Consider the following 13,478-nt stretch of genomic DNA (forward strand, 5'->3'; position numbering starts at 1 on the left):
CCATGCCTCCGCTCACCCATTTTCCAGGACATGCCGCATTGCGCCGCGGCCGCCACGACGAGGGCGGGCGCACCTATCTGTTGACGGTGGTGACCTTCCAACGCGCAGCGCTGTTCTCGGACTGGCGTTGCGCGCATGCAGCGGCTGCGTGCCTTTCCGCGCCCGCCAGCTGGCCGCGGGTGCAACTGCTGTGCTGGGTATTGATGCCCGACCATTGGCACGGCCTGATCGAACTGGGTCCGCGCGCGTCGCTGTCCGAAGCGATGCACCACGCCAAGGGCCGATGCGCACATGCGGTGAATCGCGCACGTGGCCGCGGCGGCAGGGTCTGGTCCCCTGGCTTCCACGATCGTGCGCTGCGGCGCGAGGACGACATGCTGACCGCGGCGCGCTACATCGTGGCCAATCCATTGCGCGCCGGCTTGGTCCGTCGCTTGGGCGATTATCCGTATTGGGATGCGATCTGGCTGCCTGCGCGTGGGTGAGAACGCGCGGCCATAGATTCTGTCGCGGCTGAAGCCGCTCCTACAGGGATGCCGCGCTCCTGTGTAGGAGCGGCTTCAGCCGCGACAGGTTGCAGGGGTCGCACGACGACACGCAGAGAGGCGGATGCACTACCGCCCCAGCCTCAATGCGACGCGCGATCCCGGTGCCAGCCGCGGTGCTTGATGTCCAGGTACAGGCTGTAGAACGCGGTGAAGGCGGGGAACAGGTTCTGCAGCACGCCGACCGAGTCCTGCTTGGCCGAGAACAGGAAGTAGCTCAGCGTCATCAGGCTGCCGACCACGCTCATGTACCAGAACAGGCGCGGGATCACCGGCTTGCCGGCGCGCTTGGAGGCGACGAACTGCACCAGCCAGCGGCCGCCAAACATCAGCGCGCCGACGTAGCCGATCAGCTTCCAGCCGGTGACGTGCAGCCCGGTCCAGTACAGCGCCTGGATCGGTTCGTTGAGGAAATGCGCTTCCATCTCAGCGCTCCTGCACCACGGTGCGGCGGCTGCGCGCGATCAGCCAGGCCACGCCGCGCAGGTCGCGGATGCCGACCAGCGCGCGGTTGAGGTTGTTGTACTTGGACACGCCCGAGGTGCGGTGGCGGTGGTTCACCGGCACGCTCAGGGTCTGCCAGCCGGCGCGCTGCATCAGCGCCGGCAGGTAGCGGTGCATGTGGTCGAAGTACGGCAGGTCCAGGAACGCCTCGCGCTCGAACAGCTTGATGCCGCAGCCGGTGTCGGGGGTGTCGTCGCGCAGCATGCGCGCGCGGATCGCGTTGGCCCACTTGGAGGCCCAGCGCTTGCTGCCCGAGTCCTGCCGCGACACGCGCCAGCCGGCGAACAGCTTGACCTGCGCGGCGGCGGCGGCGCGCGCGGCGAGCAGCTTGGGGATGTCGGCCGGGTCGTTCTGGCCATCGCCGTCGAGGGTGGCGATCCACGCGCCGCGCGCGGCCTTGACCCCGTTGCGCACCGCGGTGCTCTGCCCGCTCTGGGTGACGTGGTGCAGCACCCGCAGCTCCGGCACGCTCGCCTTCAGCCCGTCCAGCACGGCCAGGGTGTCGTCGCGCGAATGGTCGTCGACATAGACGATCTCGAAGTCGGTCACGCCGCGCAGCGCGGCGACGATCTCGGCCACCAGCGGCGGCACGTTGTCGCGCTCGTTGAACACCGGGACGACGACGGAAAGGGAAGGCTGGTTCATGGCTCGATTGGGCTCGGCAACGCAATGGGGGAACGCGGGGAACGGCGGCAACGCCGCAAAAAGACCGCGCATTGTGCCCCGGGCCGGTGACCCGGGGCTGAAGCGTCAGGCCGCGGCACCGAAATACTCGCGGCACCACTGCACCACCTGCGGCAGCCCGACCTCGATCGGGGTGCTCGGATCGAAGCCGAACGCGGCGTGGGCGCGCGCAGTATCGGCCATCGTCTCGACCATGTCGCCGGGCTGCATCGGCTTGTAGACCTTCTCGGCGGCGCGGCCGGCGGCGGCCTCGATCACGCCGATGAAGCGCTCCAGTTCGACCGGGGTGTGGTTGCCCAGGTTGAACACGCGGTGCGGCACCGCGTCCGTCGACGGGTGGTCGAGCGCGCCGAGCACGCCGGCGACGATGTCGGCGACGAAGGTGAAGTCGCGGCGCATGCGCCCGTGGTTGAACACCTCGATCGGGCGCCCGGCCAGCACCGCGCGGCTGAACAGCAGCGGCGCCATGTCCGGCCGGCCCCACGGCCCGTACACGGTGAAGAAGCGCAGGCCGGTGGCGCGCAGGCCGTACAGCTGCGCATAGGTGTAGGCCATCAGCTCGTTGGCGGCCTTGGTCGCGGCGTACAGCGAGCGCGGCTGGTCGATGCGCTGGTCTTCGGAAAACGGCGGCGTCGCCGAATCGCCGTACACCGAGCTGCTCGACGCGTAGGCCAGGTGCTGCACGCCGCGGTGCCGGCACAGTTCCAGCACGTTGACGAAGCCGACCAGGTTGCTGTCGACGTAGGCGTACGGGTTCTGCAGCGAATAGCGCACCCCCGCCTGCGCGGCCAGGTGCACCACGCGCGCGGGACGGATTTCGTCGAACAGCGCGGTCAGGCCGTCGCGGTCGGTGAGGTCGAGCCGGCGGATATCGGCCTGCGGGCACAGCGCGGCGACGCGGTCGCGCTTGAGCTGCGGGTCGTAGTAGTCGTTGTAGTTGTCCAGCCCCACCACCGTCTCGCCGCGCGCGGCCAGCGCACGGCAGGTGTAGGCGCCGACGAAGCCGGCCGCGCCGGTGACCAGGACCGTCATCGCTGCCACCAGCGCCGCTTGCGCACCACGTTGCGACGCTGCGGATCGATGATGTCGCTGATCTCGTGCGCGGCGAACCTGTCCAGCAGCGCATCGCTGCCCTCGCGCAGCTTCAGCGCCATCTCCTCGGGATACAGCGGCACCACCGCCAGGAAGTGGATGGTCTTGTCGGCGTCCACGGCCAGTTCCTCGAAGCCGTCAGGCACAGTGACGGACGGCAGCACGATCGCGCCGTCGAGCGCGGTGTTCGCCGCATACGGCTCGGCCGGATCGCCATTGGGCACGGTATGCCCCCAGCCCAGCCAGGTGGCGTGCTTGTGCGGCAGCCGCGCAAGGCCCTTGAGCAGGCGGATCGGCCAGTACCAGCGTTCGTCGTCAAACGCGTCCTGCTGCAGCCGCCAGTCGCCCGGCAGGGTCATCACCAGTTCCAGGTACCGCGGCGCCGCCACGCCCTCGGGCAGGGTCATCGGCAGATCGCTCATGCCCGAGGTGACCAGGCGCGCGAACGGGAAGTCCGCGCTCGGGGCGACCAGGTGCACGTCGATGTGCACGGTATCGGACACGATCTCGTGGAAGACCGTCGCTACCGGACCCAGGTGCGCCTCGATGTGCTCGCTGATCTGTTCCAGGCACATCTCGCCCTGCGCCGGCTGCCAGGCGCTGGCCTCGCCGTGGCGCAGGATCGGGTTGCCGCTGAGGCTGACGATGTCGGCGGAGGACTCGGAACTCATGCGTCGCTCACTCGGGCAACAGGCTGAGCGCAGCGGCGCTCAGCCGACCTTGCCGCGCAGCCGCTCCAGCACGCCGTCGAGCGTGTCCAGGTCGGTGTAGTGGATCACCAGCTTGCCCTTGCCGCCGCGGCCATGGGCGATGGCGACCTTGGTGCCCAGCGATTCGGACAGCTCGGTCTCCAGCGAGGCGATATCGGCCTGCGGGGCGACGCGGCCGGGCTTGGCCTTGCGGTTGCTGGGCACCTTGCCGGCCGCGAACTGCTGCGCGCGGTGCTCGACCTCGCGCACCGACCAGCCCTGGTCGGCGGCATCGGAGGCCAGGCGGCTGGCCAGGTCCGGCGACAGCGTCAGCAGCGCGCGCGCATGGCCCATTTCCAGGCGCCCGGCCTCGAGCAGCGCGCGGATCGCCGGCGGCAGCTCCAGCAGGCGCAGCAGGTTGGACACCGAGGCGCGCGAGCGGCCCACCGCTTCGGCGGCCTCGGCGTGGGTCAGCGCGAATTCGTCGATCAGCCGCTGCAGCGCCTGCGCTTCCTCCAGCGGGTTGAGGTCCTCGCGCTGGATGTTCTCGATCAGCGCCATGGCGATGACGGTGCGGTCGTCGAGCTCGCGCACCACCACCGGCACTTCGCTCAGCCCGGCCAGCTGCGAGGCGCGCCAGCGGCGTTCGCCGGCGACGATCTCGAACTTGCCCGGCGCCAGTTCGCGCGCGACGATCGGCTGGATCACGCCCTGCGCCTTGATCGACTCGGCCAGCTCCTGCAGCTTGCCCTCGTCCATTTCCTGGCGCGGCTGGTACTTGCCCGGCTGCAGCTGCCCGACCGGCAACTGGCGCAGGCTCTCGCCGGGCTGCACGGCGTCGTTGGGCGCCGGCGCGGCCGCGCCGCCCTTCGGTCCCAGCAGCGCTTCCAGGCCACGGCCCAGGCCGCGCTTCTTCGCTCCGAGGGCAGGGGGCTTGGCGGTCATCAGTAGGTCTCCATGGCCGGGGCGGGCCTGTTGCGTTCGTTGCGACGGCGCACGATCTCGCCGGCCAGGCCCAGGTAGGCCACGCCGCCGCGCGAGGTGCGGTCGTAGCCGACGATGCTCTGGCCATGGCTGGGCGCCTCGGCCAGGCGCACGTTGCGCGGCACGATGGTGCGGAACACCTTGTCGCCGAAATGGTTGGTCAGCTCCGCCGACACCGCGTTGGCCAGGTTGTTGCGCACGTCGAACATGGTGCGCAGCACGCCTTCGATCTCCAGCGTCGGATTGAGGTTGGCGCGCAACGCCTCGATGGTCTCCAGCAGCGCGGTCAGCCCTTCCAGCGCGTAGTACTCGCACTGCATCGGCACGATGATCGAGTCGGCGGCGGTCAGCGCGTTCAGGGTCAGCAGCGACAGCGCCGGCGGGCAGTCGATCAGGATGAAGTCGTACTCCTCGCGCAGCGGCGCCAGCGCGGTCTTCAGCCGCTGCTCGCGCGCCGGCTGGTCCATCAGCTGGATCTCGGCGGCGGTCAGGTCGATGTTGCCGGGCAGCAGGTCGAAGCCTTCCGGCGCGGTCACCCGGATCTGCGCGGCGCTGCTTTCGCCCAGCAGCACGTCGCAGGTGGACGCGGCCAGCTCGCGCTTGTCGATGCCGCTGCCCATCGTCGCGTTGCCCTGCGAATCCAGGTCCACCAGCAGCACGCGCTGCGGCTGGCGCGCGAGCGCCGCCGCCAGGTTGACCGCCGTGGTGGTCTTGCCGACGCCGCCTTTCTGGTTGGCGATGGCGATGATGCGGGCCATGCGGGAGCCTCGTCGGCGATGGGTGGGACCGGGCATTATGCGGGCACACCCCCCCGGGGCGGAAATCGGCGTCGGCGCGCCGGCCCCGCCCGGCGGCTCAGCCGCGCTCGACCACCACCAGGTGGCGGTCCGCGCCCAGCCCCGGCACCTGCAGCGGGTGCACCGCCTGCGCCACCCAGCCCGGCGGCAGCGCGGCGATCTCCTCGTCCGGGCGCACGCCCTTCATCGCCAGCAGCCGCCCGCCCGGGCGCAGCAGGTGGCCGCCGACGGCGACGATGCCGGCCAGCGTGTCCAGCGCGCGCGCGGTCAGGAAGTCGTAAGCGCCGGGTTCGTCCACGGCCTCGGCGCGCGACTCGGCCACGCGCGCGTTGTCCAGGCGCAGCTGGCGCACCGCCTCGCGCAGGAACCGCGCCTTCTTGCCGTTGCTCTCGACCAGGGTCACCCGCAGCTGCGGCCGCGCGATCGCTAGCGGGATGCCGGGCAGCCCCGGGCCGGTGCCCAGGTCGGCCAGCGTGCCTGCTTCCACGAACGGCTGCATCGCCAGCGAATCGAGCAGGTGGCGGGTCACCATCTCGTGCGGATCGCGGACCGCGGTGAGGTTGTAGGTGCGGTTCCAGCGCGCCAGCAGCGCCAGGTAGGCCAGCAGCGGCGGCGCCAGCGCGGCGGCGTCCAGGCCTTGCGCGCGCAGGCCCTGGTCGAGCGCGGCGCGGACGGAGTCGGGAAGGGAAGCGTCGTTCATCGCCCGATTATCGCAGGTGCCGCCACCGTCACCGCCATGTAGCCGACATCGTCGCGGCCTATGCTGCGCAGCGGTTCATTGCAGTCGTGGTGCAGCGGCATGTCGGATCCCCAGAAAACCCCATCGGCCAACACCGGTGCCTCACCCGATCATGGCCGGCGCCGGGTCCTGGCCGGGCTCGGCCTGCTCGTCGCCACGCCGCTGCTGAGCCCGTTCGCGCGGGCGCGCGGGTTCGACGATCCGTTCACCCTGGGCGTGGCCGCCGGCGATCCGCTGGCCGACGGCATGGTGCTGTGGACCCGGCTCGCGCCGCAGCCGCTGGCGGCCGACGGCCTGGGCGGCCTGCGCGAGGCGGTGCCGGTGCGCTGGAGCGTGGCCACCGACCCGGGCATGGCGCAGGTGGTGCAGCGCGGCGTGGCGACGGCGCATCCGCGCTGGGGCCACTCGGTGCACGTGGAAGTGAGCGGACTGCAGCCGGGCCGGCCGTACTGGTACCGGTTCGAAGCGCTGGGCGCGCAGAGTCCGCTGGGCTGCGCACGCACCGCCCCGGCGCCGGGCAGCCTGGCCGAGGCGCGCTTCGGCTTCGTCTCCTGCTCGCACTGGGAACAGGGCTATTTCAGCGCCTACCGGCACCTGGCCGCCGAGCAGCCGGACGTGGTGTTCTTCCTCGGCGATTACATCTACGAGTACAGCATCAAGGGCGAGGCCGCCGCGCAGGTCGTGCGCCCGCACGGCAGTGGCGACTGCCTGGATCTGGCCGGCTACCGCAACCGCTATGCGCTGTACCGCACCGACCCGGACCTGCAGGCGCTGCACGCCACGGCCGCCTGCGTGGCGACCTGGGACGACCACGAGGTGCAGAACGACTACGCCAACCGCTGGTCGCAGGATCCGAAGATCCCGACCGCGCAGTTCCTGCGCCGCCGCGCCGCCGCCTACCAGGCGATGTACGAGCACTTCCCGCTGCGCGCGCAACACCGCCCGCGCGGCGCGAACATGCGCCTGTACCGCGCGCTGGACTATGGCGCGCTGGCGCGCTTCTTCGTGCTCGACGGCCGCCAGTACCGCAACGAGCAGCCGTGCATCCTGCCCAACGGCTGGCGCGGCGGGCATGTCTCAGCGGCCGACTGCACCGACATCGACGACCCGTCGCGCAGCATGCTCGGCGCGGCGCAGGAACGCTGGCTGCACGCCGGCTTCGCCCGCTCGAGCGCGCGCTGGAACGTGATCGCGCAGGATCTGCTGGTCGCGCCACTCGTGCAGCGCGACCCCAAGGACGGCCACCTCGGCCACTGGACCGACGGCTGGGACGGCTATCCGGCCACGCGCGAGCGCATGCTGCGCGCGATCGCCGACAGCAAGCTGCGCAACCCGGTGTTCTGGGGCGGCGACATCCATTCCTACTGGGTCACCGACCTGAAGGCCGATGCCGCCGATCCGCAATCGCAGACCCTGGCCACCGAATTCGTCGGCACCTCGGTGACCTCCAACGGCCCGCCGTCGGAGGCGATCGTGCAGATGCTGCCGAACAACCCGCACGTGCGCTATTTCGAGGGCCGCCAGCGCGGCTACGTGTCGGTGTCGCTGAGCCAGGCGCGGATGGAGACCCGACTGCAGGCCATTTCCGAGCGCAGCGACCGCCTGGCCACGGTGTCCACGCTGAAGCGCTTCGTGGTCGAGGACGGCCGCGCCGGCGCGGTGGAGGCGTGAACCGCGGCGGCGGATACACCCGCCTCGCTGCCGCTTCCTTGTAGGAGCGGCTTCAGCCGCGACAGGCACTCCCCGCACCCCGTGCCGCCTGTCGCGGCTGAAGCCGCTCCTACAGGGACCGGGCGGCGCCTACGCCGACGCGAGCGGATACCAGGCCAGCGCGGCGCGATAGCCCGGCGCCGGCACCCACTCGTGCACCCGCCAGCGCGCGGCCTCACCCAGCGCCGGGTCGCACCAGGCCAGTTGCAGCACGCCGGCGCCGTCTTCGGCGAAGCGCAGCCGGTGCAGCCCGAACGACAGCCCGTGCCCGTGCGCCTTCAGCAACGCTTCCTTGGCGCACCACAGGCGGAAGAACCATGCCTCGCGCGCCGGCTCGGCCAGCGCCTGCAACGCCGCGACCTCGTCGGGATGGAAGAAACGCTGCGCCAACTCCAGCAACCGCGGCCGCGCGCGCTGGTGTTCGATGTCCACGCCCAGCCGCGTATGCGCGCCGATCGCCACCAGCAGATAGTCGCCACTGTGGCTCCAGCCGGTGCCGACATGCGCCAACGGCGCATGCAGCCATGGCCGGCCGCGTTCGTCGCGGCGCAGCGGCAGTTGCGCCTCCGGCGTGGCCAGTTCGACGGACAGCAGCCGCCGCGCCTGCGACTCGCCGGGCGTGCGCGGCGGATGCGTGCGCAGCCACAGCGCCACCGGGCCGAACCGCCAATCGGGGGGATCCGGGCGCAACGGCGCTTCGGCAGGCCCGCTCACGCAGCGTCCACAAAGCACAATGGCCGCTGCGCCAGGCGTGCCTGGGTACACGGCCGCTTCACGGCAGCGCTCCTTAAATGGCGCACGCCACACCGCTCCCGGTGCGGGCAGAACCGAGGAGTCTTACCCATGGGCATCATCATCTGGTTGATCGTCGGCGGCATCGTGGGCTGGCTGGCCAGCATCATCATGCGCCGTGACGCACAGCAGGGCATCATCCTGAATATCGTCGTCGGCATCGTCGGCGCGTTGATCGCCGGCTGGTTGTTCGGCGGCGGCATCAACCAGGCGATCACGCTGTGGACGTTCCTGTACTCGTTGATCGGCGCGGTGATCCTGCTGGCCATCGTCAACCTGTTCACCCGCGGCCGCGCGCGCTAAGCGCAAACGCCCCCGCAGGTGTGTGCAAACGCCCGGTCCGCCGGGCGTTTGCTTTTGCGGCGCCGCTCACCGGGCGACGCGGTCGGCGGGATGATGCACGCCGTCGCTGACCGGCACCGCGATGGCCAGCGCATACGGATCCACGCCGTCCAGGCAGCCGACGTTGTAGCCGTATTCGCTGGGATCGGAGCGGCGCTGGTGATGCGTGTAGATCCCGCACACGCCGCAAAAATAATGTTGCGCGGTATGGGTGTTGAAGCGGTACAGGCGCAACGCGTCGGCCCCCTCGCGCACGTGCAGTGCGGCCAGCGGCACCGAGGCGACGATCGCGCCGCGGCGGCGGCACAGCGAACAGTTGCAGCGGCGCGGATCGACGATGCCGTGCGGCAGTTCCAGGTCGATCTGCACCGCGCCGCAGTGGCAGCTGAGCCGGTGCAGCGGCGCGATCGCGGTGTCGCCGACCTTGTCGATCCAGCGGCGCGGATGACGTTCGTTCACGCGCCGCCCTCCCGCAGTTCGATCCAGGCCGGCGCGTGGTCGCTGGGGCGGTCCCAGGTCCGCGGTTCGCGGTCGATGCCGGCGGCGCGCGTCTGCGCCTTCAGCGCGTCGGAGACCAGGGTCAGGTCGATGCGCAGGCCGAGGTCGCGGCGGAAGCCGGCCTGGCGGTAGTCCCACCAGCTGAAGATGCCGCCGTCGTCGTGGTGCAGACGGAAGCCGTCGTGCAGGCCCAGCGCCTGCAGCTTGTGCAGCGCGCCGCGCTCGGCGGTGGAGGTGAGGATGTGGTTGTCGCTCCACACCAGCGGATCGTGCACGTCGCGTGCGTCCGGGGCGATGTTGAAATCGCCCAGCACCACCATGCGCGGGTGGCGCTGCAGTTCGGCGGCGAGCCAGTCGTGCACCGCCTCGAGCCAGCGCAGCTTGTAGGCGTACTTGTCGGTGCCCACGTCCTGGCCGTTGACCACGTACAGGTTGACGATGCGCAGGTCGCCGACGGTGGCGGCGATGACCCGCTTCTGCTCGTCGTCCAGGCCGGGCACGCCGATCTGCACGTCGCTGGCCGGCGCGCGCGACAGGATCGCCACGCCGTTGTAGGTCTTCTGCCCGGCGAACACGCTGCGGTAGCCGGCCGCGGCCAGCGCCGCGTCCGGGAACTTGTGGTCTTCCAGCTTGGTTTCCTGGATGCCGACCACGTCCGGCGCGAACGCCTCCAGCCACTGTTGCAGGTGCGGCAGGCGCACGTTGAGCGAGTTGACGTTCCAGGAGGCGATCTTCAAGGGGAGAATCCATGTCGGGGCAGCCGGCCGGTATTCTGACCGCTGCCCGCCGCGACGGCCAATCCGGCGCGGCGGTGGCGGCGCCCGCTCAGCGGCGTGCGCAGCACTGCGCGTACAGGTCCGGGGCCAGGGCCAGCGCCTGCTGCCGCTGCGCCGGGTCCAGCGCGTCGAGCAGTTCCTCGCCGCCCAGCAGCCGTTCCGACGGCGGGAACGGCTGTCCCGGCGCCTGCCGCGCCGCCAGCCGCCAAGCCGCCGCATAGGCCGGATCGGCGATGGCCGGGATCGGCGACTCCAACACCTGCGCCAGTTCCTCGATCGAGGGCCGGTCGCCGCGCAGCGCCAGCGTTTCCAGCTCGGCGACGACGGCCTCGGCCTCGCGCACGTCGGCCGCCGACAGCGCAATCCGTTCGCCGGGCCGCTGGCCGGCGCCGGCGCGGTCGAGCAGGCTGCGGATGCGCCGCGCCAGCAAGCTGCGCTGCGCATCCGCGTCGCCCTGCGCGGCGGCGCTGCGCAGGATCGTGTCGATCTGCGCGTACTGCGCACGGCCGATGCCGGCGCAGGCGTCGCGGCGCTGACGTTCGGCGTCGCGTTGCGCCGCGGCCGCCGCGCGGTCCATCTCGTCGATCCCGGGCGGCAACACGGCGCTGGGCGGCGGCGCCTGCGCGCGCTGCCGGCACGCGTCGTACTGCATGGCGATGGCGTACATGCGCTGCGCGTCCACGCCCGCGGTCCAGGCCGAAGGCGGCGGCGTGGCCGTTGCCGCGAAGGCCGCGGGCGGCGTCTCCGGCAGCCCTCGCGTCACCGCGGCTTGCGTGCGCGGCCGCGTGGCGCCGGCGACCGTGGCTGGCGCCGACGGCCGCAGCAGCGCGATGGCCAGCGCCGCGCATGCCAACGCCGCGGCGGCCACGCGCAGGCGACCACCCAACGTCGCGGTCGGCGCACGCGCGCGTACGCTCTTGTGCATGCCCGGCTCAGTGCGTCGCGGCGGCATACGCCGCACGGTCGAAGCTCAGCGGATGGGCCTGGCGCAATTGCTGCAGCGCCTGCGCCGCCGCCTGTTCGCGCAGCTGCACCTCGATCTGCCCGCGCACCGCATCGAAGCGCGCCTCGGTCTTGGCGTCCAGCCGGATCAGGTGATAGCCGTCGGGGCCACGCACCGGCGCCGATACCTGGTTCACCGCCAGCCGCTGCACCGGGGCGACGAACGGGTCGGCCAGGTAGCGGCCGAACGTCGATGAAAGCCGGCCGCCGTCCATCGCGGTACTGCCGTCGTCGGACTCGCGCGCCGCCAGCGCGGCGAAGTCGGTGCCGGCGTCGAGTTGCCGCTTGAGCGCGTCGGCCCGCTGCAGCGCCTGCGCCTCGGACAGGTCGTGACCGCGGCGCGCGTCGGATTGCGGATGCAAGGCCACGAAGATGTGGCTCAGCTGGTATTCGTCGTAGTCGCCGGGATGGGCCTGGAATTGCCGTTGCAATTGCGCCTCGTCGATCTGCGCGCTGCTGGCCAGATCGGCCATCGCCGCTTCGACCAGGATCGCGTCGGCCGCCCGGCGCAGGCGTGCGGCCACCGCCGGATCGCGCTCCAGGTGGTGGTGTTTGGCCTGCTCAAGCAGGATCACGCGATCGGCGAACTGGCGGACAGCGTCGGGCTGGTCGATGCCGCTGGCGCTCAACGCGTCGGTGCTGGCCAGTGCACGGTATTCGCTGGCGGTGAAGCGCGCGGTGCCGACACGCAGCACCACCGGATCGGCGCCGACACGCTCGGTGCTGGCGGCATCGGCGGCGGACACGGCAGCGATGTGGCAGGCCGCAAGCAGACAGGCGATGGCGGCACCGCGCTTGGCGATGGAGAGGGACATGTTCGGCTCCTGAGAATTGGCGTAGCGGATGGCATGGGCGCGCCGTCGTCGAAAACGGCCGGCCCTTCCGGGCCGGCCGGTCGAACGCAACGGCTCAGTCGTGCTTGCCGCGCGCGCGCAGGTAGGCGATCGCCGCCTTCGGGTCGTCGGTGGTGATGAGGCTGAAGGCTTCCTGGTTGACGATGAAGTTCAGATCGCCGCGATTGTCCGCCGTATCGCGGCCGCCGCCGTAGGAGAAGTACAGGTCGGACAGGCGATAGCAGCAGGCGCCGCTGTTCTGGTAGAACTGCCCGGCCAACGGGCTGTCCGGAATCGCCTGGAACACGCCGACACGCACGCCGCGCTCGCGCACGCGGTCGGCGTCGGCCTGCAACAGACCGCCGAGCTGCTTGACGTTGATCTCCATCGCCTCGTTGGTGCCCAGCCAAGCCGAGACGGCGTTGCCGACGTTGATCTTGGACAGCATGTTGGTGGTGAACACCGGGATACCGACCATGTTGCTGCCGTCGGCGCGGAACGCCGAACGACTCGGGTACAGCGTCGCATTAACCTTCGCGGCGACATAGGTGGCCGAGGCGACCGAGAATGCACTGCCGGCCTCACGCGACACCGCGCGCACCGTGGCCGCGTCCTTGATGTCGAACACGATCGGCGTCTTCAGGTTGTGCTGCTTGAAGTAGGCGAACAGCTCGTCCACGCGCGGCACGTGGTAGCCGGTGGTGGTGCGGCGGTCCGGCGTCAGCAGCAGCAGGCCGCTCACCACCGACCACGGCGTCACCGTGATCGACGGGTTGTAGCCCTGATTGTTCATCGGGTTGTACTTGGTCTGCCCGGCGCGGCTGGTCCAGACGTTGGTGGTGCGGCCAAGGTTCCAGTCGTGCAGCACCACCGGCACCCCGTCGCTGGTCATCTTGACGTCGAGTTCCACGCCGTCCATGCACTGGTCGCTGGCCGTCTGCAGCGCGCCGCGCGAGTTTTCCGGCATGTCGCCGATGCCGGAGTATTTGCCCCACAGGCCACGGTGGGCCAGCACGACGCTGTCGCCGCTGCTGTCGGCGAACAGGATGTTGCTCATCTTGGTGGAGACGCTGTCGTTGCAGTTGGCCAGCGCCATCTGCGGCAATACGGCCAGGGTGGCCAGGGCCACCAGCACGCGGCAGGCGCGGGCCAGTGGATGTTGCGCGAGGTTGGTTTTCATTGTCTCTGTCCCAGTTGAAAAAGTGGCGCAAGAGGTGGACGAGCGCCTGCAGGTCGACGCTGCGGCGGGCTCGCTTGCTGCGCGCTCCGAGCACGGCAATGGGCCGCGCAGAGGCCGAAGCCGACCGTGATCGGCGGTGGCGTCGGGGGCAGAATCTAATTACTAACTATGAATTAATTATTGCCGGCACACGACGACGCCACGGCAGCCCGCTGCGCTTGGCGCTTGCCGCCGCCGTTGTCTACGGCGGGCGGCCTCGCGCACGCGCCTGCGCCACGGCGCGCGCGTCGCGGTGTGCGTCCAGGGTTCGA

At 70.8% G+C, this 13,478-nt stretch carries 16 protein-coding genes; 3 read left to right on the forward strand and 13 right to left on the reverse strand.

Annotated features, from left to right (window positions below):
• Positions 1-2: 2 nt before the first annotated feature.
• Positions 3-485, forward strand: a complete 483-nt coding sequence (locus H9658_RS15805) for an REP-associated tyrosine transposase (RefSeq protein WP_225210026.1) — start codon at positions 3-5, stop codon at positions 483-485.
• Between the two features lie 143 nt (positions 486-628).
• Here H9658_RS15805 and H9658_RS15810 read toward each other — a convergent pair whose 3' ends face one another.
• The 7 genes from H9658_RS15810 to rsmG all read right to left on the reverse strand — a co-directional run bounded on the left by H9658_RS15810 (position 629) and on the right by rsmG (position 5,995).
• Positions 629-970 (reverse strand): lipid-A-disaccharide synthase N-terminal domain-containing protein, encoded by a 342-nt coding sequence (locus tag H9658_RS15810; protein ID WP_064542378.1) that lies wholly within the window; start codon positions 968-970, stop codon positions 629-631.
• Between the two features lies 1 nt (position 971).
• A complete protein-coding gene (locus H9658_RS15815) occupies positions 972-1,694 on the reverse strand; it encodes a glycosyltransferase family 2 protein (RefSeq protein ID WP_179569995.1) in 723 nt (240 codons plus the stop codon).
• A gap of 105 nt (positions 1,695-1,799) precedes the next feature.
• Entirely contained in the window at positions 1,800-2,765 is a 966-nt protein-coding gene (locus H9658_RS15820) for an NAD-dependent epimerase/dehydratase family protein (RefSeq protein ID WP_179569997.1), read from the reverse strand.
• Positions 2,762-3,496 carry a suppressor of fused domain protein gene (locus H9658_RS15825; RefSeq protein ID WP_191826064.1) on the reverse strand — a complete coding sequence of 245 codons (735 nt, stop codon included), beginning with the start codon at positions 3,494-3,496 and terminating at the stop codon, positions 2,762-2,764. The genes H9658_RS15820 and H9658_RS15825 overlap by 4 nt, the downstream gene beginning before the upstream one ends.
• A gap of 39 nt (positions 3,497-3,535) precedes the next feature.
• Positions 3,536-4,459, reverse strand: a complete 924-nt coding sequence (locus tag H9658_RS15830; protein ID WP_179570001.1) for a ParB/RepB/Spo0J family partition protein — start codon at positions 4,457-4,459, stop codon at positions 3,536-3,538.
• A complete protein-coding gene (locus H9658_RS15835; protein ID WP_179570003.1) occupies positions 4,459-5,256 on the reverse strand; it encodes a ParA family protein in 798 nt (265 codons plus the stop codon). Before H9658_RS15835 ends, H9658_RS15830 begins: the two co-directional genes overlap by 1 nt.
• A gap of 97 nt (positions 5,257-5,353) precedes the next feature.
• Positions 5,354-5,995 carry a 16S rRNA (guanine(527)-N(7))-methyltransferase RsmG gene (gene rsmG, locus H9658_RS15840; protein WP_185814524.1) on the reverse strand — a complete coding sequence of 214 codons (642 nt, stop codon included), beginning with the start codon at positions 5,993-5,995 and terminating at the stop codon, positions 5,354-5,356.
• Positions 5,996-6,094: 99 nt separating this feature from the next.
• Between rsmG and H9658_RS15845 the strand changes: the two genes are divergently transcribed.
• Positions 6,095-7,705, forward strand: a complete 1,611-nt coding sequence (locus H9658_RS15845) for an alkaline phosphatase D family protein (protein ID WP_191826065.1) — start codon at positions 6,095-6,097, stop codon at positions 7,703-7,705.
• Positions 7,706-7,834: 129 nt separating this feature from the next.
• On the opposite strand, the gene H9658_RS15850 is transcribed toward H9658_RS15845, so the two are convergent.
• Complete coding sequence (locus H9658_RS15850; RefSeq protein ID WP_191826066.1) at positions 7,835-8,458, reverse strand: 4'-phosphopantetheinyl transferase family protein; 624 nt, start codon at positions 8,456-8,458, stop codon at positions 7,835-7,837.
• 129 nt (positions 8,459-8,587) lie between these two features.
• On the opposite strand from H9658_RS15850, the gene H9658_RS15855 reads away from it, so the two are divergent.
• Positions 8,588-8,839: a GlsB/YeaQ/YmgE family stress response membrane protein gene (locus H9658_RS15855; RefSeq protein ID WP_003466992.1), complete on the forward strand. Its 252-nt coding sequence runs from the start codon at positions 8,588-8,590 to the stop codon at positions 8,837-8,839.
• Positions 8,840-8,905: 66 nt separating this feature from the next.
• Here the strand turns inward: H9658_RS15855 and H9658_RS15860 are convergent, their stop codons facing one another.
• The 5 genes from H9658_RS15860 to H9658_RS15880 form a co-directional block, all read right to left on the reverse strand.
• Entirely contained in the window at positions 8,906-9,337 is a 432-nt protein-coding gene (locus H9658_RS15860; RefSeq protein WP_191826067.1) for a GFA family protein, read from the reverse strand.
• Positions 9,334-10,113, reverse strand: a complete 780-nt coding sequence (xth, locus tag H9658_RS15865; protein ID WP_191826068.1) for an exodeoxyribonuclease III — start codon at positions 10,111-10,113, stop codon at positions 9,334-9,336. Before xth ends, H9658_RS15860 begins: the two co-directional genes overlap by 4 nt.
• Positions 10,114-10,201: 88 nt before the next feature.
• Complete coding sequence (locus tag H9658_RS15870) at positions 10,202-11,077, reverse strand: hypothetical protein (RefSeq protein WP_191826069.1); 876 nt, start codon at positions 11,075-11,077, stop codon at positions 10,202-10,204.
• 7 nt (positions 11,078-11,084) lie between these two features.
• On the reverse strand, positions 11,085-11,969 hold the full coding sequence (locus H9658_RS15875; RefSeq protein WP_191826070.1) for a peptidylprolyl isomerase: 885 nt from the start codon (positions 11,967-11,969) through the stop codon (positions 11,085-11,087).
• Between the two features lie 94 nt (positions 11,970-12,063).
• On the reverse strand, positions 12,064-13,167 hold the full coding sequence (locus H9658_RS15880; protein ID WP_191826071.1) for a glycerophosphodiester phosphodiesterase family protein: 1,104 nt from the start codon (positions 13,165-13,167) through the stop codon (positions 12,064-12,066).
• Positions 13,168-13,478 lie beyond the last annotated feature (311 nt).

Origin of the sequence: Xanthomonas bonasiae (genome assembly GCF_014836395.1) — a bacterium.
In the GTDB taxonomy this organism is placed as follows: Bacteria; Pseudomonadota; Gammaproteobacteria; order Xanthomonadales; family Xanthomonadaceae; genus Xanthomonas_A; species Xanthomonas_A bonasiae.